A 20,563-nucleotide genomic window follows, 5' to 3' on the forward strand; every position below is an offset into this window, starting at 1 on the left:
AATAAAAGGTGATATGCGTTGACTTAGTAAAGTTATATAATTTTGTTCCTCAACGCTGATTTTTAAGATATAATTCTTGCCATCCTGCTCAGATGGCGGTATAATGATTTCTTGAAAGAAACGAGGTGAACACTATGGCAAAGCCATTTATCAAAGAAGCGGATCTGATTCGTCTGACCATGGAAAATGTTCGCAGCTTTTATAACCGGGACAAAGGCTATACCACCGCACCCATGATGGATGACTTCATGTGGATCGGCTCCAACGATTTCCAGTGGTGTGAGGGACTAGATGCGTTTCTGCGTGTAACGAAAAACGAATATGAGGAGCCGCCCGTCCTGCTGTCGGACGAGGAATACCACCTGCTGTTTCACGACCACAACACATGGGTGGTCTACGGCAGATACAAGGCTACGGTGGCACTTGAGGACGGCACAGTGCTCCATGCCCATGTGCGCGGCACCTATGTCTGGCGGCGGGTCGATGGCGAGCTGCGTCTGGCTCATGTCCATGGCTCCCACGCACAGGATATTCCGCTGACGCAGTCGCCCCTGCCGCAGCAGCACATGACAGAGAGCACCGCCTTTTTCGATTTCATGAAGCGCATCGACAGCCTCAACACTTACAAGGATAAGCTGTCCTTTCGCGGACGGGACGCTATGTTCCATTATCTCAACGCAGCAGAGGTGTGTTATCTGAAGGCAAAGAATCAGGGCTGTATCGTCTGCACGAAAAACGGAGAGCTTGAAGTAAGCGGGCTGCTGTCGGCACAGATGGAGCATCTGCCGCCGCAGTTTCAGCGTATCCACAAAAGCTATGCGGTCAATCTTTCCCATGTTGCCTCCATCTGCCGCTTCAAGGCCACGCTTCTGGACGGCACCAAGCTGCCTATCAGTAAGGAAAAATATATGCAGCTCAAGGAGGCGCTGGTGAAATAGGAGCGTAAAGAAAATCAGAAAGCAAACCTTTCCCCTGCGGCGGGTCGCAAAAACGATATCTTCCAATCCGCCGCAGGGCATTTCTTAGCCCGCAACGCTCCAATGAAGCAGGGTTCTCTCTCATTTACAGGCTCTTCACTACAACCTTCTTATTCAGTCCCTTCTTCACAAACAAGGTCTTGTATGCCTTTACTTTGCTCTTTGGCACTTTGATCACCGTCTTGGTGGAAATTCCCTTCATGGAAAGTCCTGCTAAGGTCCTGGCGGTCAGCCTGGTGCTGTTCACCTTGAGGGTGCCAAGCCCTGTCAAGCCCTTGAAGGCATAGTCCCCAATCTCAGCCACACTTGCCGGCAGGGTCAGAGTGGTCAGGCTCTTGCAGTTATAAAAGGCCCTGGATTGGATGGTCGTTACGCCTTTGCCGATGGTGACGCTCTTTAGCTTCGTGCAGCCGCTGAAGGCTCCCGCTCCGATCACGGTGACGTTCTTCCCAATGACTACCCTGGTGGCCTCCTTGTTGTTCTTCAGCGCTCCCGCGGCGATGGAGGTCACCTTGTAGGTGATGCCGTCAAAGGTCACCTTATCCGGGATGGTGATGGTTTTCGCCCTGGTATCCTTTGCCTTTGCAAACTGTACCGTTCCGCCGGCGGCACCGGCTTTGGTCACCTTGTAAACCATCCCGGTCCTGCTGTCGGTGAGCTGCTCTCCCTTCTGCGGATAGGCGGCTTCCTCAAGGGTTGCGGCGTCTACCAGAGCAAAGGTGGAAGGATGGGTGACGGCAAACTCATAGTACTGCTTCGTTCCCCTGGTCACGGTCTTGCCCGTCAGCTTCTCTGTCTCTCCGTCTGCCGGGATGCGGATGGCTGCCACTTTTTTGCCCAGAAGAGCTGCCGGTATCTCCAGCCCGATGGTCAGGGCGCTGCCGCCCGGGGTGGTGATGGCCTTATTCTGTGACTCGAGGGTCACCTCCACGATGCAGCCCCCGTCCCCGGCTGCCTGCCTCTGCGCCCTGGTTGGCTCTGTGACCCTGGCAACCCCAACGGTGAGGTCTGCTCCCTCTGCCGCCAGAAGCACCTGTTCCAGAGTATCCTGGGAGAGGATCACATCTCCTGCCGGAGTCTTCACAACCAGGTCTGCTTCGGTTTTGCTTAGGAGCTGCCGGAGGTCTGCCCTGGAGATGGTCAGCCGGATCATGTCTGCATTTCCTGCGTCCTTTTCGGAAACGGCAAAGACGATCTGCGTGGATTTATTTTCTTCTGCCTGCCTGATGGCCTGTGCTACATTTTCTGCTCTTACCGTGGCACTGGCAGTGCCGCTTTCCACCTTCACTTCCGTCGGTGCTGTTGTGGTGGCAGCCTTGCTTTGGGAATCCTTATCCGTGGTCACCTTGCCGGTGCTTCCGCCGCCTGGATTGACAGAGCCACCTCCGGAGCTGCTGCCGCCGCCTGGATTGACAGAGCCACCTCCGGAGCTGCTGCTGCCGTCACCGGAAGCTGCAGGGGCCGTGTATTGGGCGGTGCCGCTGCTGATGGACGCCAGATAGATGCCGTTGGCCTCATAGCGGGCATAGAAGGTGTAGAGGGTCGCAGGCTCCAGGCCGCTGAAGGTCGTGCTGTCTGTCCAGCGGTCAGCGGGTATGCTGCCTGCCTCTTCGCTCCCTGTGGCATAGGCATATTTCACAGTCGTTTTTCCCTCTGCCACGGCTCCCAGCACAACGCTGGTGTCGGTGACGCTTATAACGGCAGGGGCGGCAGGGGCAGCCTGGGGCAGCCGGTTCTCCTCCGGCATGATACCGCCGCTGCCGGTGCTTGTGAGGGTGCCGTGGTTGGTCAGCTTGCCATTGAGGGTCAGCTTGCCGCCGAGGGTCAGCTTGCCGTTGATGGCCAGCTTGCCGTCGAGGGTCATCTCACCGTTGAGGGTCAGCATTGTTTCTGTACCCACGGTCAGGGTTGCATTCTCTGGGACGGTCAGGGTCATGCCCTCATAGATGGTGGCATCTAAGGCCAGCGTCGGATTCCCGTAGACCGTGCCGCTGCTCTTAATTTTTTGACCTTTTTCTTCGTATTCTTCGTATTCAAGGCTTTCAAAGATGAGGCCGCTCCACTTATCCCTATTACTCTCGTCGGCAATGCTGCTGGCTATGAGCACGGCGCTGCCTGCTGTGCCGGTGGAGAAGGTGCCATTGTCACCCTTGTTAATGCCACATCCTCCTCCGATGCCCACACCATTCTTGCTTCTGGCGACGACGGTGCCTCCGCTGATGGTGACGGTGCCTCCAGAACCTCCGTTGCCACCTTTTTTGTTGTCACCTTTACCTCCGCTTCCTCCTCCGATGCCCGCACCATATCCGCTACTGGCGCTGACGAGACCGCCGTTGATGGTGACGGTGCCTCCAGCACCTCCGTTGCTATCTTCTGGCTTGAAATAACCTCCGTTTCCTCCTCCGATGCCCGCACCATATCCGCTACTGGCGTTGACGAGACCGCCGTTGATGGTGACGGTGCCTCCAGCACATCCATTTTTCCAGCCGAATCCTCCTCCGATGCCCGCACCACGTTCGCTACGGGCGTCGACGAAACCGCCGTTGATGGTGATGACACCTCCATCCTCTCCAGCTTTCTCCTTTCTTATGCTTGAATTTCCGCCGATGGCCGCTTCATCCTGTGTCCTGGCTCTCAGCTTGCCGGTCGCGTTGGTGGTCTTAGGAATGTACCAGATGGAGGCTGCATCCACCACAGGTACCGTCTGTCCGTAGATGGTCAGGCTGTTTCCCTGGCTGACGTTGATACCTAAATCGGCATGGAGGTCACAGCCGTCCTTTAAAATCAGGTGAACATCGCCTTCAACGTTGATGCGTTTTTGGATGATTGCTGCACCACTGACCACATACCAGCCAGTTCTCCACTTGGTATCACTGCTCTTCACCTCGGTGTATTCACCGGCAGCTTTTGTCTTCTCCTGCCACTTTGCCCCGACCGGGTCGTAATCAAGATAGGTCACAGAATCCGCAGCCTTCGGCTCGGACTCTCTGGCAGATACAGATGCGCCTGGAGGGGATATCGTTTCACCTGCAAAGGCAGTGGCCCCCCCTGATTGAAAGATGATTACAGCAGACAAGACTGCTGCCATAATTTTTTTCAGACATTTCATTCCTTTTTCCTCCTCGTAATAAGTTTGTAAACAGGAAAGCAACTCTGCAATGCTTTTCCCAATGTTTTTTATATTATACACTACCGGGCCGGAAAAGTACACTAGCCAAAAGGATAGACTTTTATTTTGACCGTATCTGATTTGAGAAATAAATTGTGGAAGGGAGGTATCGTTTATCCTCCTGCCTTTGGGACGCTGCTTGCAGTGAATACCTCCAGAGGCATTCGGTTCGCAGTCTGCCTTTTCAGCTGTACCGTTATGTTCATCTTTGGGCTGCTGTCCTTTTATTTCGGCCTACGGATGAGGCACAAAAACGCTCTGCTGCCATCAGCAATGGGGTTTCTTGTGGGAATTACGCTAGGCCTGTGATAAGACAAACAGCCCACAGGAATTTGAATTCCTATGGGCCGTTTTCTATGGAATAAAATATAGTACAACCATTTCTAAATAGCAAAGTCTACATGCTGTATGGTTCCAGCCTGTCCACTTTCCTTTAAAAATACACCCGTTCTGTGAATCTGGGCATCGGCCTTATCTGCTGTGCTTTCTGTCAGACTGTAGTCAGTAGACACATTTCCCAGATAGATAGCTCCAACATTAGCCTCCTTTAATGTCAGCTGCCGGTCTGTACCATCTGCTGTCTTTATCCAGACGGCAAGCTTGTCATAGACATCATCTGCCTCATCAATCCAACCATCTCCATCGCTGTCATAGGCCGCCAGTTCTGAAAATCCATTACCGTTTCTGGCCCCAAACAGCTCTGTTCCATCATTGATACGTCCATCTCCATTTTTGTCGAGTGCAAGGAAACCACTTCCTTCATTCAAATAAGACATTTCATCCTCTACACCGTCTGCATTCAAATCAAAGCGGAATTTCTGGTCACTTACCGTAGCCGAAGCAGTATCTAGATTGATAACTAACGGATCTGTCATAACACGTTTTACCTGACTTAGCTCCGTCATCTCCGTATACTCCATAAAGCCTCTGGATAGCTCCAGGTCAACGTTGAAACCGATTTCACGGCCATCCGCCGTTTTAACAATACCAGCAGCGGAGAAATTAACACTCTCTGCCTCTGCTACAAAGCTGGAGATCTTAGTTTCCTGAGTCCATACTGTTGCGTTCCGAGCCGGAACTGCTGTTGTACCTCCAGAAACCAGAGAAAAGCCCGCGAAACTGGAAGCTTTCCCACGTTTCAACGTAGTCAGGTCAAGGAACTCCCTATCAGGAAGCCTGCCCTCACGCAGCATTTCCCGCATTCGTTTCAGCATTTCCAGCATCCTTTTGAGCATCTCATAGGTCGTCTTATCTTCCTCCTTCAGGAATTCAATACCACCAGTATTCTGTGCCGCAGCTGTATTCTGCTTTTTCGCCTGTGCCTCTTCCTCCAGTTTTTTTAAAAGCTCTCTACGCTGTTTTGCCAAAGCCTTACCCTGGTCAGAAATACTGCTTTCAACGCCCTTATTCTCTTTTTCTTTTGTCAAGGGATTCTCCCGGAATAACCGGGTAGATATGGTCTTTTTTTCTGTCCTTGCATAGGCACGCTCTGCCTTCATGCCGACAGCACTTGCATTGATAATCAAAGCACTCACTCCTTTCGTGTGCATGAAAATAGAAATCAGGAGCAGGCCCAATGCATCCTTGCCGGCCCGTTCTCTTATAAAGAGATACTCCTGTTCTATATATCGTCAAAAGGAGTGAGATAGTTAACTGCTTTTAAAGATTTTCCATAATATAGTCTGCAAATTCCTCTCCAGTTGCACCATTGCTTCTTCCTGTCATAACAAGTCGTTTTTCTGTTACTGTGCAGACATCCAGTGCTTTATAAAGACGTTCTGCCTCTTCCTGATAGCCGATGTGGGATAGCAGCATAGCTCCGGCACGAATCATACTGCATGGATCTGCATAAATTTCCCGGCCCTCCTCTACCATTCTAGGTGCAGAGCCATGAATAGCCTCAAACATCGCATACTTTTTACCAATATTTGCACTTCCAGCAGTTCCTACACCACCCTGAAGCTCTGCAGCCTCATCTGTAATAATATCGCCATAGAGATTCGGAAGCACAACTACCTGGAAATCTCTTCTTCTGTTTTCATCTAACAGCTTAGCCGTCATGATATCAATGTACCAGTCATCCACGGTGATATCCGGATATTCCTTTGCAATCGCATAAAAAGTATCCAAAAACTTTCCATCTGTTGTTTTTACAATATTAGCCTTGGTTACTGCCGTTACTCTTGTCTTTTTATTTGCCCTTGCAAATTCAAAGGCAGCACGGATGATTCGCTCACAGCCCTGGCTGGTTACCACGGTAAAATCAATACCAAGATCCTCTGTTACATTAATACCCTCCTTACCAGCCGCATAGCCTCCCTCTGTATTCTCACGATAGAAGGTCCAGTCAATGCCCTGCTCCGGAATCCGCACCGGACGCATATTTGCAAATAAATCCAGTTCCTTTCTCATGGCAACATTCGCAGACTCTACATTTGGCCATTTATCGCCTTTTCTTGGAGTTGTAGTAGGTCCCTTTAAAATAACATCACAAGCCTTTATCTCTGCCAGAACCTCATCAGGGATAGCCTTCATCGCAGCGGCACGCCCTTCAATGGTCAAACCATTAATCACCCTGAATTCAATTCTTCCTTTTTCAATTTCATCCTTCAAAAGATATTCCAGAACTCTCTGTGCCTGTGCCGTAATCGCAGGTCCGATACCATCACCGCCGCACACGCCAATTATAATCTTATCTAAGGTCTTATAATCAGCAAAATCCCCCTGTGTCTTCATCAGCTCTACTCTCTTTAACTGCTTTTCCAAAAGCTTGCCAAACTGTTCCTTAGCGGCCTCAATCTGATCTCTGTACATACCGTGTCCTCCTTATTCTTTTGATTCATTTTAATCAAAGGACCATTTTTTGTCAATCCCACAGCTATTTTTCTTGCAATTTTTGCTCTGTGCTTTGTTTTTTGGTTGACTTTTTTTAATAAATAGCGTATAATAAAAACAGTAATAATTACTATTTTTTAGAAAGGAGTTTTACTATGAGAAAGGAATTAAAAGGAACCAGAACAGAAGCAAATCTGATGGCTGCTTTTGCTGGTGAATCCCAGGCAAGAAACAAATACAGCTACTATGCTTCTAAGGCAAAAAAAGAGGGTTATGTACAGATTGCTTCTATTTTTGAGGAAACAGCAAATAACGAAAAAGAGCATGCTAAAATCTGGTTTAAGCTTCTCCATGATGGTATCGGCAGCACCATAGACAATCTCAAAGATGCTGCAGAGGGTGAAAATTACGAATGGACCGATATGTATGCTGCTTTTGCAGAGGATGCCAGAAAAGAAGGCTTTGATGAAATTGCTGCTCTCTTTGAAGGTGTTGCTGCTATTGAAAAGGAGCATGAAGAACGTTACAGAAAGCTCCTTGCTAATATTGAAGACGGCATCGTATTCTCTAGAGATGGTGATATGATTTGGCAGTGTGCAAATTGCGGACATATTGTAATTGGAAAGAAGGCTCCTGAGGTTTGTCCTGTTTGTGCACATCCACAGGCTTACTTCCAGATTAAAGCTGAAAATTATTAATATACAAAACTTCCTAAAGAAAAATCGCTGTAGGCATAGAGCTTACAGCGATTTATATTTTTTCTTTTTTACCGTGGCTACATCACATTCCTGTTATTTTCTCTTTTCAATAATTTTATCCAGCACGGATTTATAAACAAGAATAATATTAGCATCTACATAGCAGAATTTATTTACCACAAATTCCCATGTTTTATAAAGAAAGCAGATGCTAAGCAGCAAAAGGCTTACAAGGGTCACACTTCCCACCAGCTGTTTTCCGATCAGGAACAGGCAACTCCCAACGTATACAATCACAACAAGCAAATACTGTCTATGAATCTTTACTGCCGCATACATGGCATCAAGAAGCTTTTCAAGACGCTTTAGCAGTGCATCATATTCTTCATCCTTAAGCTCCTGAAATAGTTCCTGGTACAGCTCTTCACTGCCTTTTTTTCTTGCATAGTAGCTTTTATCCTCAAGAGCACTTTTTACAGCTGCAAAATATCTGCTGTACCGTGCCTTTCCAAATTCCCGACTCAAAAAATCCTTAAAAATATTGATTGTCATCACCATCCTGTAAAAAATCCTCTTTATAATATGAGCATAGGTGGATTATTTTATCCGTTCCAAAATTTCCATAATACCATGGCATTTCCTTTCTTACACAATTCTTTAATGAGTATATCATATTTTTTTGCAAAATTCCAATAATAGTGCTATAATGTTGCAAGAATAAAATATTGGAGGTAGAAAAATGTCTAAAGTTACAGTTATGACCCATCCACTAATTCAGCACAAGATTGGTATCATGCGTCAAAAAACAACATCTACTAAAGAATTCCGTGATTTGGTCGCAGAGGTTGCCATGCTTATCTGCTATGAGGCCACCCGGGGTCTTCCATTAGCGGACATTGAAATTGAAACACCACTTGTAAAGACAACGGTAAAAGAAATTGCGGGCAAAAAGCTCTGCATCGTTCCTATCCTTCGTGCCGGACTCCATATGGCAGATGGTATTCTGAACCTGATTCCAAATGCAAAGGTCGGCCACATCGGTATGTACCGTAATGAAGAGACCTTAGAGCCTGTAGAATACTTCTGCAAGCTGCCAAAGGACGCTGCTGACCGCGAAATCTTTGTTGTGGATCCAATGCTGGCTACTGGTGGTTCCGCTATCGCTGCTATCAATCAGTTGAAAAAACGGGGCATCAACCATATCCATTTTCTCTGCCTGATTGCTGCTCCAGAAGGCTTAGAAGCTTTTCAGAAGGCACATCCTGATGTTGAAATCTTTGTTGGTGCTTTAGACGAAAAATTAAATGATAAAGGCTATATTCTCCCTGGTCTGGGAGATGCGGGAGATCGCATCTACGGAACTAAATAAATTTGTATACAGTAGTAGAATCGAACTCTTCTGAGGCCCGTACAACTGTAGTAGGAAAATCAGGCTTATTCGGTGCATCCGGGTAGGCCTGTGTTTCAAAACAGAATCCCCCATGCTTTTCATAAACCATACCCTCCTTTCCACCCTTTTCTCCCTGTAAAAAGTTACCGGTATAAAACTGTATACCCGGACGGTTGGTATAGACCTCCATAACCCTTCCCGAAACCGGATCCTCTGCCCTCGCAGCCAGTTCTACAGAATCTTCCTCCACTTCATTTAGAATATAATTATGATCGTAGCCTCCAGCCAGCAATAACGGCTCATAATCCGCCCCAATATCCTGTCCGATTTTCTTTGCCGTTCTGAAATCCATCGGTGTTCCCTCTACTTTGCAGACTTCTCCTGTCGGTATCATATTGGCATCTGACGGCGTAAAGGAATCAGCGTAAATCGTCACCTTCTGCCCCAGTACACTTCCAGAGGTATGCCCAGCCAGATTAAAATAGCTGTGATTTGTAAGGTTAATAATAGTATCCTCATCTGGTACTGCCAGATACTCAATTACAAGCTCATTGTCATCGGTTAGCCTATAAGCAACGGATATATCTGTATTTCCCGGAAGTCCCTGTTCCCCGTCGGGACTTAAGCGGGAAAATTCTACCATATATTCTCCCTCTTCCTCTGTTATTTCCGCTTCATACATCATCTTGTTATAGCCGGTAAAACCGCCATGCAGATTATTTATGCCATTATCATTTTTCTCCAGCGTATATTCCTTTCCATTTATCACAGCTATGCCACCGCTCAAACGATTAGCATTTCTCCCTATAAATCCTCCAAAGGCTGTTGTTGTCTCCTCATAGCCGGCCACACTGTCATAGCCCAGGACAACATCTGCAAGCTTTCCATTCTTATCTGGAACCAATAGTCTTAAAAGTACTGCTCCATAATCAAGAAATTCCGCTTCCATTCCATTTTTATTGGTAAGAATGTAGCTTTTTACTTCTTTTCCATCCTTCGTTTTTCCATAGCCTCTTACTATAATTCCCATTCTTCATTTCCTTCCTTTTCTTTATTTTTATCATCCTCTATCTTCCAGAGGAGCCCCTGGCGGTAAACCCTTTCCCGGTACACAGTATATTCGTTTATTTTATCATAAATAGATACCAGTCCTCCTTCTTTCGTATAAATCCTATATTCAAGCACTCCTATCTGTCCTTCCCACTGTTGTAAAAGCTTTCTGTCCTCTTTATATACGATATCTAGCCATCCTGTTTCCCCGGAATAAAATTCTCCAGGCTGATAACCAAACTGTTCTATTCCTGCTGACAGATAATCTACACTGCCATTCTTATTTTCACAGATACTATAGGCTACCTTTCTACTCTCTTTTAAGCCTTCTTCCATGGCTGCATTCTGACGCAGCAGCCGGCACAGCTCATTGCGGCTTTCCTCTCTTTCCTGTAAAATCTCATAAATTACCAGAATTCCAATGCTGTTGCCATTTCGATTTATCAAAGGGATTCTATTCAGCTTGGCAAATCCTTTCTTTCCTGCTTCTATCTTTACCTGCTGTAGAACTCCATAGCTTTCCAGTTGCTCTTCTATTACCCTTTCTTCGAAGGTAAACATCTCAACATCCCCTGGTTCTACCTTCACATTCTGTTCTGCCATTTTCAGGCTGACCGCATTTTGTCCACGAATCCGCAGCCTTTTATCCTTCCAGATAATCCGTGGAATATAAATGCTTTTTTCCTCCCCAAAGGCATTTTTATAAGACTGCTCTAAAAGAACAGTAACAATATGCTCATGGTCAATCTGAAACACACATAGCTCCATGTCAACCCTAAGAAAATACCCTTTATTTGCAATCAACTCACCTGGAAAAAAAATTCTTCCATTCAGCAAGATTTTATCAGGAAGCCTTCTTTTCGCCGTATCCTTCCATATCTGATTAATTTTCTTTGTTTCTTCTCCAATCAGCCATCTCGCCTGCTCATTAGCTCCAATCAGCTTACCACTCTCATAAATATAAAAAAATATCGGAAAGCTTATCTGGTCTGCCAGATTCTGAAATCTTTTTTTTAATGTAAGCTTCATACTCCCTCCCGCCAAATAAAGAAAAAAGAACCTGTATTTAAACAGGTCCTTCTCAATTTCATGCCTTACAATATAACTATTTCTTTCATAAAAATTTAAACAAATCTATATATCAGAAAAAGGTACACTGTTAACAAAAATTGGTTGTAACAATTATTTTCTTGTTACATTAGCTGCCTGAGGTCCCTTTGCACCGTCAACAACGTCAAATTCAACCTCTTCACCTTCATTCAGAGTCTTGTAGCCTTCCATATTCAGTCCGGAAAAATGAACGAATACGTCATTGCCCTGCTCGTCAGAGATGAATCCATAGCCCTTCTGGTTATTAAACCACTTTACTGTACCTGTCATAGTTATTTCCTCCAAAAAATAAATAAATAAAAATATATTGTTGCACTATTACAACAATATCATCTTAGCATTAAACTTTGCGAATGTCAAACAATATTTAATCAGCAACGTATAGTTTCGTATCATTCGAAACCAAATGTTGCGATTTTTTCTTTTATAGAATATTAATTGCTATAATTCCGTAAGATACCAGTAAATACAGCATTTACAGCTTATAGAAGGAGGGAGATTTATGGCTCTTACATTATTATCCGTACGGCTGAAAAATCTTCGTGAAAGTCGGAATCTCACTCAGCAGGATCTTGGTACTTATCTGAATATTTCAAGACAGGGCTATTCTCATTATGAAAATGGAACCAGGGTTCCTGATTTCCATGTTTTAGAGCGTCTTGCTGATTTATACGATATTTCCATAGCTTCTCTTTTAGCCCCTTATGCTAAAAAGGATTATCTATCCGGCGAGGTTGCAGAAGAATCCCCCGATACCCAGTCTTTACAAGGACTTACCCGCCAGGAACAGATGGTTTTAAATCTTTTTTCCCAGCTGCCGCCGGAGGACAAGGAGGATTTCATGGATCTTTTGTCCATAAAGCTACATCAAACCAGAATCCGACGCAGCCGGACAAATGCAAAGGAAAAAGAAAAATAAGAAGTGTATGCTTTGGAACCCACAAAGCATACACTTCTTTTTCATCTTCTTACTTAATTTTCTTCTTTTTTCATAATTTCGATTTCCAGCTCTTTCAACTGTGTATCATCTACCACATTCGGTGCCTCTGTCATTAAGCAGGAAGCATCCTTTACCTTAGGGAAAGCAATGACATCCCGGATATTTTCCTGCCTTGCCATCAGCATAACCAGACGGTCCAGGCCATAAGCCAGCCCTGCATGAGGCGGTACACCATACTTAAAGGCATTTAACAGGAATCCAAACCGCTCATAGGCATCTTCCTTTGTAAATCCAAGTACCTCGAACATCTTCTCCTGCACATGATTCTGGAAGATACGAACAGAACCACCACCAATTTCCGTACCATTCAGTACAATATCATAAGCCTTTGCACGCACCTTACCCGGATCCGTATCTAATAAAGATAAATCCTCTTCCATCGGCATAGTAAATGGGTGATGCATAGCAGTAAAGCGGCCCTCCTCCTCAGAGTACTCTAACAGAGGAAATTCGGTTACCCAGAGGAAGCGGTACTCATTTTTATCGAACAGCTCCAAAAGCTCGCCTAAATAAACACGCAGGGCACCTAATACATCATACACAACCTTATTTTTATCAGCCGCAAAAAGAAGCAAATCTCCCTTTTCCCCACCCATAGCAGCTACCAGACGGGAAAGCTCTTCCTCAGTCATAAATTTGGCAAAGGAGGATTTATAGGTACCGTCCTCATTGACTGCCAGATAAGCCAGCCCCTTTGCTCCATAATCCTTCGAAAAATCAACCAGGGCATCAATTTTCTTTCTTGGCATACCAGCCTGTCCCTTAACATTTAAGCCACGGACACTACCGCCGTTTTCAATGGCATTTTTAAATACAGCAAATTCACAGCCACGGACAGTCTCTGTCACATCAGTAAGCTCCATACCAAAACGAAGATCCGGCTTATCAGAGCCAAAACGATCCATCGCCTCCTGCCAGGTCATCCGCTGAATCGGCACAGGAATATCAATATTTAAAACCTCTTTAAAAAGCTTCTGTAAAAGACGTTCATTGACATCAATAACCTCATCCACATCCACAAAGGAAAGCTCCATATCTATCTGGGTAAATTCCGGCTGACGGTCTGCACGCAAATCCTCATCACGGAAGCATTTTACAATCTGGAAATAACGGTCATAGCCAGAGCACATTAAAAGCTGCTTAAACAGCTGTGGTGACTGGGGCAATGCATAAAAATTGCCCGGATGTACACGGCTGGGCACCAGATAATCTCTAGCTCCCTCCGGAGTACTCTTAGTCAGCATCGGAGTCTCTATTTCCAAAAAGCCTTCCTCTGCTAAAAACTGTCTTGTCAGAGTAGCTACCTGGCTTCTCATCATCAGATTCTTCTGTAAATCCGGTCTTCTCAAATCCAAATAACGGTATTTCAAACGAAGCTCTTCCTTCGTCTTTGAATTCTCCTCAATTGGGAAAGGAGGTGTCTCTGCCTCAGACAAAATACGAAGCTCCTCTACCCGGATTTCAATATCTCCTGTTGCCAGATTTTCATTCACTGCACCACCACGCTTTTCAACACGGCCAACAACAGCTACCACAAACTCACTTCTTAATTTTTCTGCCTTTGCAAAGTTTTCTGCTCCACAATCGCTCTCTTCAAATATAATCTGAAGCAGCCCAGAACGGTCTCTTAAATCGACAAAAATAATACCGCCCTTATTTCTGCTTTTTTGTACCCAGCCCATTACCGTAACGGTCTGCCCAAGCTTTGCCGCACTTACTTCAGTGCAGCGGTGGCTTCTTTTTAAGCCCTTCATTGATTCTGCCATTATAATTTCCTCTTTTCTATTTTTCCTATTTTATAAAATACTCTGTAATTTTATCTAAGTCAACCTCTATTTCTTCGTGAGTCTCCATATTTTTAATAGAAGCCTTTCCTTTAGAGAGCTCATCAGCTCCTAAAATGACCGTATTCTTGGCTCCAATCTTATTAGCATACTTCATCTGGGCCTTTACACTTCTATCCATATAATCTGTTTCGACAATAATGCCAGCTGCCCGAAGCTTTGTTACCAGCTGATAAGCCTCTGGTCTGGCCTCCTTGCCTAAAATTCCTACATACAGAGCAATCGGCTCCTCCTTGGGAAGCTCCGTATTTTCTCTTTCCATAAAATAAATGATACGCTCCAGACCGATACCAAAGCCAACAGATGGAATGTCCTGCTTTTCATCAATCTCATGTACCAGTCCATCATAACGTCCACCACCACAGAGGGTAAAACCCTCCTCATTAACAAACTCAAATACTGTCTTTGTATAGTAATCCAGACCTCTTACAATACCGGTATCTACTTCAAAGGGGATATTTAAGCTGTTTAACAAGCTTCTAAGCTCCTCAAAATGCTCCCTGCACTCATCATCCAGATAATCAATCGTTCTTGGAGCATTTTTCACGATTTCTTTACATTCTGGCACCTTACAGTCGATGACACGCAGCGGATTTTTCTGCATACGCTCCCGGCAGGTCGGACACAGCTTGTCCTCATGTTCCTTTAAATAAGCCAGAAGTGCCTCATTGTAGGTCTTGCGGCAGCTCTTGCAGCCAATACTGTTAATATGAAGCCTTGCATCCTTTAATCCCAGTTCACGGATGAAGGTCATTAAAAGAGTAATCAATTCTACCTCTGCCAGAGGACTTTTGGAGCCCACAAATTCTACACCAAACTGGTGATGCTGGCGAAGGCGTCCACTCTGCGGTTTTTCATAGCGAAAGGCTGGTGTTACATAAAAAAGCTTCGTCGGCTGGCTGCCTGCATACAGGTTGTTTTCCAGATAAGCACGAATAGCACCAGCTGTCCCCTCTGGCTTTAAAGCAATATGACGGTCACCCTTATCATAAAAATCATACATTTCCTTTTGCACTACATCCGTAGTCTCACCTACACCACGCTGAAACAAGGCAATATCCTCAAATACCGGTGTAATAATCTCCTTTATATTGTATGCCTTGCAAAGCTCTCTCGCCTTTTTTTCAATCAGGGTTCTTTTGTACATCGCATCGCCGTACCAATCCTGAGTTCCTCTTGGTCTCTGGGTAATCATAATTTTTCCTCCTCAAATTCCTTTATATAAGCATATAAATTAATCAATGGTTTATCCGTCTCCGGTGCATTTACATAGCTGATAATTCTGTCAACCTGTTCAAATTCTCTTGAATTAATAACCCTCTGAAATGCAAGAAATACACACATATCAAAATTTTTGATTTCATCAATCATCATCTCCATCGCCGTATCTACATCAAAAGCTGCACGATAAGGTCGATTGGACACTAGGGCACAAAACATATCACATACTCTTAGAATTCTGGCACCTAAAGGAATCGTCTCTCCTACCAGATTATCCGGATAGCCGGAGCCATCATAATTTTCATGGTGATGATAGATGATTTTCTGTATCATTTCATTAAAACCGGCTTCCTTTACAATCTCATAGCTATACTTGGCATGCCGTCGCATATACTTCATTTCCTCAATATCCAAAGCTCCCTTAACGCGCCCATACAGATATTTTGACAGTCGAAGCTTTCCTATGTCATGGAGCATAGAAGCCATAAGCATCTCCTCCATAAAGTCCTCTGACTCTCTAAGCTCTTTTCCTACCAAGGCCACCAGCCGGCTCACTAAAATACCATGTTTAATGGCAGATTTAAAGTCCTCCTGCAAGGCATACTCGAATTCTTCTTCCTCTAAAAGCTCAATTCCCATATTATTAAGCATGAAATTCCCTTTCTATAAAGCTTCTTTTACGCTCAATCATTTCGTCAATTCTGAAAATATAATCCGTCAGACTCTTTACATTTTCTACACGCTCTACCCGGTTTTCTCCCGGGAATACAAACTTAGAAGAGCCTCCGGCCCCTAATGCCAGAATAATCTGTTTCTCCTCCATAATGAGAATATTATAAATACCCTCCTTACCTTTCCTTGCATAACCGATATTCTCCTGGTTTGCACTTTTACTGCTTCCCGTTGTATTTTTCTGGCGGTACATATAATAGGGTGCGTAACCATGCTCCTTACAAAAAAGTCTGCCACTCTCTACCATAGCATCAATGGCATCACAGTCCCGAAGCTCACGGTTAAGGTTTAATCTGGCAGCACGCTTGGTTACCAGAGAATGTATTGTTATACTGTCCGGGTTAAGCTCTCCCACCTGTTTAAGAGTATCCTCTACATCAGCAATGGTCTCTCCTGGCAATCCTACAATCAAATCCATATTGATGTTGTCATGGCCGATTCTTCGGGCCATATGAAGGGCTTCCCGAATCTGGTCTACTGAGTGGCTTCTTCCAATCATATCCAGTGTCCTTTGCTGCATCGTCTGTGGATTAATAGAAATCCTTCCTACACCATATTCCTTCATCAGACGAAGCTTCTCCTCCGTAATACTGTCCGGTCGCCCGGCTTCCACAGTAAATTCCTTTACATAGGTAAAATCAAAGGTTTGGCGGACTTTTTTCAGCAGCCGTTCAAACTGCTCTTCACAAAGTGCCGTCGGTGTACCACCACCGATATAAATGCTTTCCAGCTTTTTTCCCGGCATACAGTTCTTTGCATAGTCCATCTCCTTAAACAGAGCCTCAAGGTAAGCGTCTGCGTAGGAACCCAGTTTTTCATAGGAATAGGAGGTAAAGGAGCAATAAAGGCAGGTAGTCGGGCAAAAGGGGATTCCGATATAAATACTATAACCCTTTTCATAATCCAGCTGTTCTAAAAGTCTAAGCTCCCGTTTTGCTATCTCACAGCAAAGCTCAGCTTTTCCAGAGCTTAAATAATATTCCTCCTGCAGCCTTTTATGAACCTCTTCCTCGGTCTGCCCTTCTAGATAATATGCCATAGGAAGCTTTGTCGGCCTTACTCCCGTCAGAGTCCCCCAGTCCAGCTTCTGCCCGGACACACGGGAGAGACAGCGGTATAAGAGTCTCTTTACTTCATTTTTATATTGTTTTTTTCTCGCTTCTTCCTCTGTTTCGGTAATCACCGGACTAACGTCCTCAAAGATAGGTATTCCATTTTCTTCATATGAAATACCTATCCTATCTGTATCAAATCTGAATTTAATTTTCTTTCCCTCCGTTATCGGAACCGCCTCTGCCTCTCCGGTAGCAAACACAAGCTCCTCCATCGGATAAAATGCCTTAGTTAAGGCCTGTATATCATAATAGTAGGCCTCACCTGGTAATACTATCGTTATCATGCTTACTCCCAAATATTATCGTTCAAACAAGGATTATTTCTTTTTTCATAGCCAATGGTTGTCTGGGAACCATGTCCCGGCAGCACCAGTGTATCCTCTGGCAATACCATAAGCTTTTTATTAATAGATTCGGTAATCGCACTGCTGCTACCGGTCGGAAAATCTGTCCTGCCTACTGTTTCAAAAAACAGAGTATCTCCACTGATTAAAACATCGCAGTCAGCAAAATAATAGCACATGCCCCCCTTTGTATGTCCCGGTGTGGAAATGGCCTTAACAGAAAGTGCTCCAAAGGTAAGCTCTTCTCCATCCTTAAGCCACACATCTGCCTCCAGAGTCAGTCTTTTTAAGCCCATATAGGAGCAGTTCATACGTTCATCAGCCAAAAGCTCCTTTTCTGCTTCACAGGCATAAATCTGCGTATGAAAGCTCTCTGCTGCCTCCCTTGCCGCTGTCATGTGGTCAAAGTGTCCATGGGTCAGTAAAATCCCCTTTATCTGAGCCTTTGCTTCCTCTGCCATCTGCACAATAGCCGGACACTCATCCGCCGGATCGACAAGCACAGCAGCCCTGCTGTCCTTATCAACAATCAAATAGCAGTTTGTCTGCACCATACCGAGTAGCTGGTACCATATCTCCAGTGACTTTTTTTCTATTTTATGAATCATTTTCTCTCTCCTTTTCAGCCCGAGGTTCTCTCAATATCAATAATGCCTTCAATACCCCGAAGCTTTTTCACTACTGTATGCAGATGCTCTACACTCTTTATCTGAAAGCCTACGCTAAGGGTTGCTGTACCCTGCTTGGAGGTACGGACATTCATAGAAGTCACATCTATTTTATTTTCTGTAAAGGTCTTGGAAATATCCGCCAGCATTCCCATACGGTTAGTCGTATAAATCTTAATCTCTGCCTCATAGAACTCCTTCTTTTCCTCCATCTCAGGGACACTCCACTCCGCATCGATAAGACGTACACGATCCTCCTCTGGAAGATTTATCACATTGACACAGTCTGTTCTATGGATAGACACACCACGACCTCTGGTAACAAAACCGACAATTTCATCTCCCGGCACCGGGCTGCAACACTTGGAAAAACGAACTGCCACGTCATTGATACCCTTTACCATAATGCCACTTTTGGACTTGGCAACCGCCGGCTTATTTTCCTTAATCTCCGACAGGGTCTCCAGTACCTTTTCATCGGTAATTTTCTTTTTCAGAGTCTTTCGGTATTCCTCCTGAAGACGGTTGATAATCTGTCCTTCCTTTAAGCCCCCATGTCCAATGGCCGCCAACAGAGAATCCCAATCACGAAAGCCATACTTCACCATACAGACATTCATAAACTCCGGCTTTAAAAGGTCACTTAAAACAATACTCTTTGTCCTGCAGTAGTTGGACAAAAGCTCCTTACCCCGGACAATATTATCCTCCTTAAGCTCTGTCTTAAACCACTGATTAATTTTATTCTTAGCCTGAGTACTCTTTACTAAGGACAGCCAGTCACGACTTGGTCCCTTAGAGTTCTGAGAGGTAATAATTTCAATACGGTCGCCATTCTGAATGACATAATCTATCGTAACCAGCTTTCCATTGACCCTGGCACCTACCATTTTATTACCTACAGCACTATGGATACTATAGGCAAAGTCAATCGGTGTAGAGCCATTTGGCAGGCTCTTTACATCTCCTGTCGGCGTAAAGCAGTAAACACTCTCGGCAAACAAATCCAAATCACTCTTTAAAAGACTTAAAAACTCCTTGTTGTCAGACATGTCTCTTTGCCATTCCAGAATCTGCTTCAACCAGTTTAGCTTCTCCTCTTCGCTATCCGCAGACTTTCTTCCGTCAATACCCTCCTTATACTTCCAGTGGGCAGCAATACCATATTCTGCTGTCCGGTGCATCTCAAAGGTACGAATCTGAATCTCAAAAGGCTGTCCGGTCGGACCAATCAAGGTCGTATGCAGGGACTGATACATATTTGGCTTCGGCATTGCAATGTAATCCTTAAAGCGTCCCGGAATCGGCTTGTACATCTCATGAATCACGCCCAGTGCCGCATAGCAGTCCTTTACATCCTCTACAATAATCCGCACGGCAAACAAGTCATAAATCTGCTCCAGCGTCTTATTCTGATTAACCATTTTCTTATATATACTGAAAAAATGCTTTACTCTTCCATCAATCTTAGCTTCAATACCCGCATTTCTGATATGCTCTGCTACCTCAGCCTGAATCATCTTGATAAAGGCCTCTCTGTCACTCTTTCTTGCTTCTATTTTCTCTGTCAGGTCCTTATAGACCTCTGGCTCCAGATACTTTAAGGAAAGATCATCTAACTCTATCTTAATCTTAGAAATACCAAGTCTCTGGGCAATCGGTGCATAGATGTCCATCGTCTCTCTGGCCTTTTCCCTCTGCTTTTCCGGCTTCATATACTGAAGAGTCCGCATATTATGCAGGCGGTCTGCCAGCTTAATCAGGATAACACGGATATCCTTTGCCATTGCAAGGAACATTTTCCTCAAATTCTCTGCCTGGATTTCCAGCTTATCAGAGGAATAGTTTAACTGGGTCAGCTTGGTAACACCGTCCACCAAAAGAGCAATCTCTTCACCAAATTCTGCCTTCAGCTCATCTATGGTAAATATGGTATCCTCAACAACATCATGTAAAAGTCCGGCTACAATGGTTTCCTTATCAAGCTCCAGCTCAGCCAGAATAATACATACACAGATTGGGTGGATAATATAAGGCTCTCCTGACTTCCGCCTCTGGTCCTTATGGGCATCATAAGCCAGCCGATATGCCCTTTCAACTAAAGACAAATCCGCCGAAGGATGATATGCTTTGATTTTTTCAATCAGCTGCTCATAAAGCTTTCCCGGTTCTGTGAAATCTACCGGCATTTGCGGCATTTCATATCCATTTTCAATCCTTTCCACGGTCCCCGTCTGAATCCCATTTCCCTGAAACTCCATAAATCCACCACCTGTAAAACATATATAATTATAGATTATAAGTTTATTCTATGAAAAAATCAAGCTTTTTCAAGGTGCGATGCACGACATACGCATGAATGAATAAATTATGAACACCCCGTCCAGATTTTTGATATAATCAAAGAAAA

The 20,563-nt window shown here is 44.8% G+C and carries 17 protein-coding genes; 4 read left to right on the plus strand and 13 right to left on the minus strand.

The window, feature by feature from the left end; genetic code table 11:
• Positions 1-134 precede the first annotated feature (134 nt).
• On the plus strand, positions 135-938 hold the full coding sequence (locus ASU35_RS13610; protein WP_058353546.1) for a LytTR family transcriptional regulator: 804 nt from the start codon (positions 135-137) through the stop codon (positions 936-938).
• Between the two features lie 124 nt (positions 939-1,062).
• On the opposite strand, the gene ASU35_RS20295 is transcribed toward ASU35_RS13610, so the two are convergent.
• From ASU35_RS20295 to ASU35_RS13625, 3 genes are all read right to left on the minus strand, one after another.
• Positions 1,063-4,086 (minus strand): leucine-rich repeat domain-containing protein, encoded by a 3,024-nt coding sequence (locus tag ASU35_RS20295; RefSeq protein WP_058353547.1) that lies wholly within the window; start codon positions 4,084-4,086, stop codon positions 1,063-1,065.
• Positions 4,087-4,529: 443 nt separating this feature from the next.
• Positions 4,530-5,672, minus strand: a complete 1,143-nt coding sequence (locus ASU35_RS13620; protein WP_058353548.1) for a hypothetical protein — start codon at positions 5,670-5,672, stop codon at positions 4,530-4,532.
• Between the two features lie 133 nt (positions 5,673-5,805).
• Complete coding sequence (locus tag ASU35_RS13625; protein WP_058353549.1) at positions 5,806-6,960, minus strand: isocitrate/isopropylmalate dehydrogenase family protein; 1,155 nt, start codon at positions 6,958-6,960, stop codon at positions 5,806-5,808.
• Between the two features lie 176 nt (positions 6,961-7,136).
• Here ASU35_RS13625 and rbr point away from each other — a divergent pair, with 176 nt between their 5' ends.
• Entirely contained in the window at positions 7,137-7,679 is a 543-nt protein-coding gene (rbr, locus tag ASU35_RS13630; RefSeq protein WP_058353550.1) for a rubrerythrin, read from the plus strand.
• Between the two features lie 93 nt (positions 7,680-7,772).
• On the opposite strand, the gene ASU35_RS13635 is transcribed toward rbr, so the two are convergent.
• On the minus strand, positions 7,773-8,237 hold the full coding sequence (locus ASU35_RS13635; protein ID WP_058353551.1) for a hypothetical protein: 465 nt from the start codon (positions 8,235-8,237) through the stop codon (positions 7,773-7,775).
• 181 nt (positions 8,238-8,418) lie between these two features.
• Here ASU35_RS13635 and upp point away from each other — a divergent pair, with 181 nt between their 5' ends.
• A complete protein-coding gene (gene upp / locus ASU35_RS13640; protein ID WP_058353552.1) occupies positions 8,419-9,048 on the plus strand; it encodes a uracil phosphoribosyltransferase in 630 nt (209 codons plus the stop codon).
• Here the strand turns inward: upp and ASU35_RS13645 are convergent.
• From ASU35_RS13645 to ASU35_RS13655, 3 genes are all read right to left on the minus strand, one after another.
• On the minus strand, positions 9,041-10,099 hold the full coding sequence (locus tag ASU35_RS13645; protein ID WP_058353553.1) for an aldose epimerase family protein: 1,059 nt from the start codon (positions 10,097-10,099) through the stop codon (positions 9,041-9,043). The genes upp and ASU35_RS13645 overlap by 8 nt on opposite strands.
• Complete coding sequence (locus tag ASU35_RS13650; protein WP_058353554.1) at positions 10,087-11,148, minus strand: PAS domain-containing protein; 1,062 nt, start codon at positions 11,146-11,148, stop codon at positions 10,087-10,089. The genes ASU35_RS13645 and ASU35_RS13650 overlap by 13 nt, the downstream gene beginning before the upstream one ends.
• A 153-nt stretch (positions 11,149-11,301) precedes the next feature.
• Positions 11,302-11,499 (minus strand): cold shock domain-containing protein, encoded by a 198-nt coding sequence (locus tag ASU35_RS13655; protein WP_058353555.1) that lies wholly within the window; start codon positions 11,497-11,499, stop codon positions 11,302-11,304.
• 232 nt (positions 11,500-11,731) lie between these two features.
• Between ASU35_RS13655 and ASU35_RS13660 the strand changes: the two genes are divergently transcribed.
• Complete coding sequence (locus ASU35_RS13660) at positions 11,732-12,148, plus strand: helix-turn-helix domain-containing protein (protein WP_058353556.1); 417 nt, start codon at positions 11,732-11,734, stop codon at positions 12,146-12,148.
• A gap of 53 nt (positions 12,149-12,201) precedes the next feature.
• On the opposite strand, the gene aspS is transcribed toward ASU35_RS13660, so the two are convergent.
• From aspS to ASU35_RS13690, 6 genes are read right to left on the minus strand one after another with little or no spacing between them, the layout of a single operon-like run.
• Positions 12,202-13,995, minus strand: coding sequence for an aspartate--tRNA ligase (gene aspS / locus ASU35_RS13665; protein ID WP_058353557.1), 1,794 nt, complete (start codon positions 13,993-13,995; stop codon positions 12,202-12,204).
• A 25-nt stretch (positions 13,996-14,020) separates the two neighbouring features.
• Positions 14,021-15,268 (minus strand): histidine--tRNA ligase, encoded by a 1,248-nt coding sequence (gene hisS / locus ASU35_RS13670; RefSeq protein ID WP_058353558.1) that lies wholly within the window; start codon positions 15,266-15,268, stop codon positions 14,021-14,023.
• Positions 15,265-15,945, minus strand: a complete 681-nt coding sequence (locus tag ASU35_RS13675) for an HD-GYP domain-containing protein (protein ID WP_242861290.1) — start codon at positions 15,943-15,945, stop codon at positions 15,265-15,267. Before ASU35_RS13675 ends, hisS begins: the two co-directional genes overlap by 4 nt.
• A complete protein-coding gene (hemZ, locus tag ASU35_RS13680; RefSeq protein ID WP_058353559.1) occupies positions 15,938-17,425 on the minus strand; it encodes a coproporphyrinogen dehydrogenase HemZ in 1,488 nt (495 codons plus the stop codon). The genes ASU35_RS13675 and hemZ overlap by 8 nt, the downstream gene beginning before the upstream one ends.
• Before the next feature lie 2 nt (positions 17,426-17,427).
• Entirely contained in the window at positions 17,428-18,093 is a 666-nt protein-coding gene (locus ASU35_RS13685) for an MBL fold metallo-hydrolase (protein ID WP_058353560.1), read from the minus strand.
• 14 nt (positions 18,094-18,107) lie between these two features.
• Entirely contained in the window at positions 18,108-20,414 is a 2,307-nt protein-coding gene (locus tag ASU35_RS13690) for a RelA/SpoT family protein (protein WP_058353561.1), read from the minus strand.
• Between the last annotated feature and the right edge of the window lie 149 nt (positions 20,415-20,563).

Origin of the sequence: Acetivibrio ethanolgignens (assembly GCF_001461035.1) — a bacterium.
Classification (GTDB): Bacteria; Bacillota; Clostridia; order Lachnospirales; family Lachnospiraceae; genus Velocimicrobium; species Velocimicrobium ethanolgignens.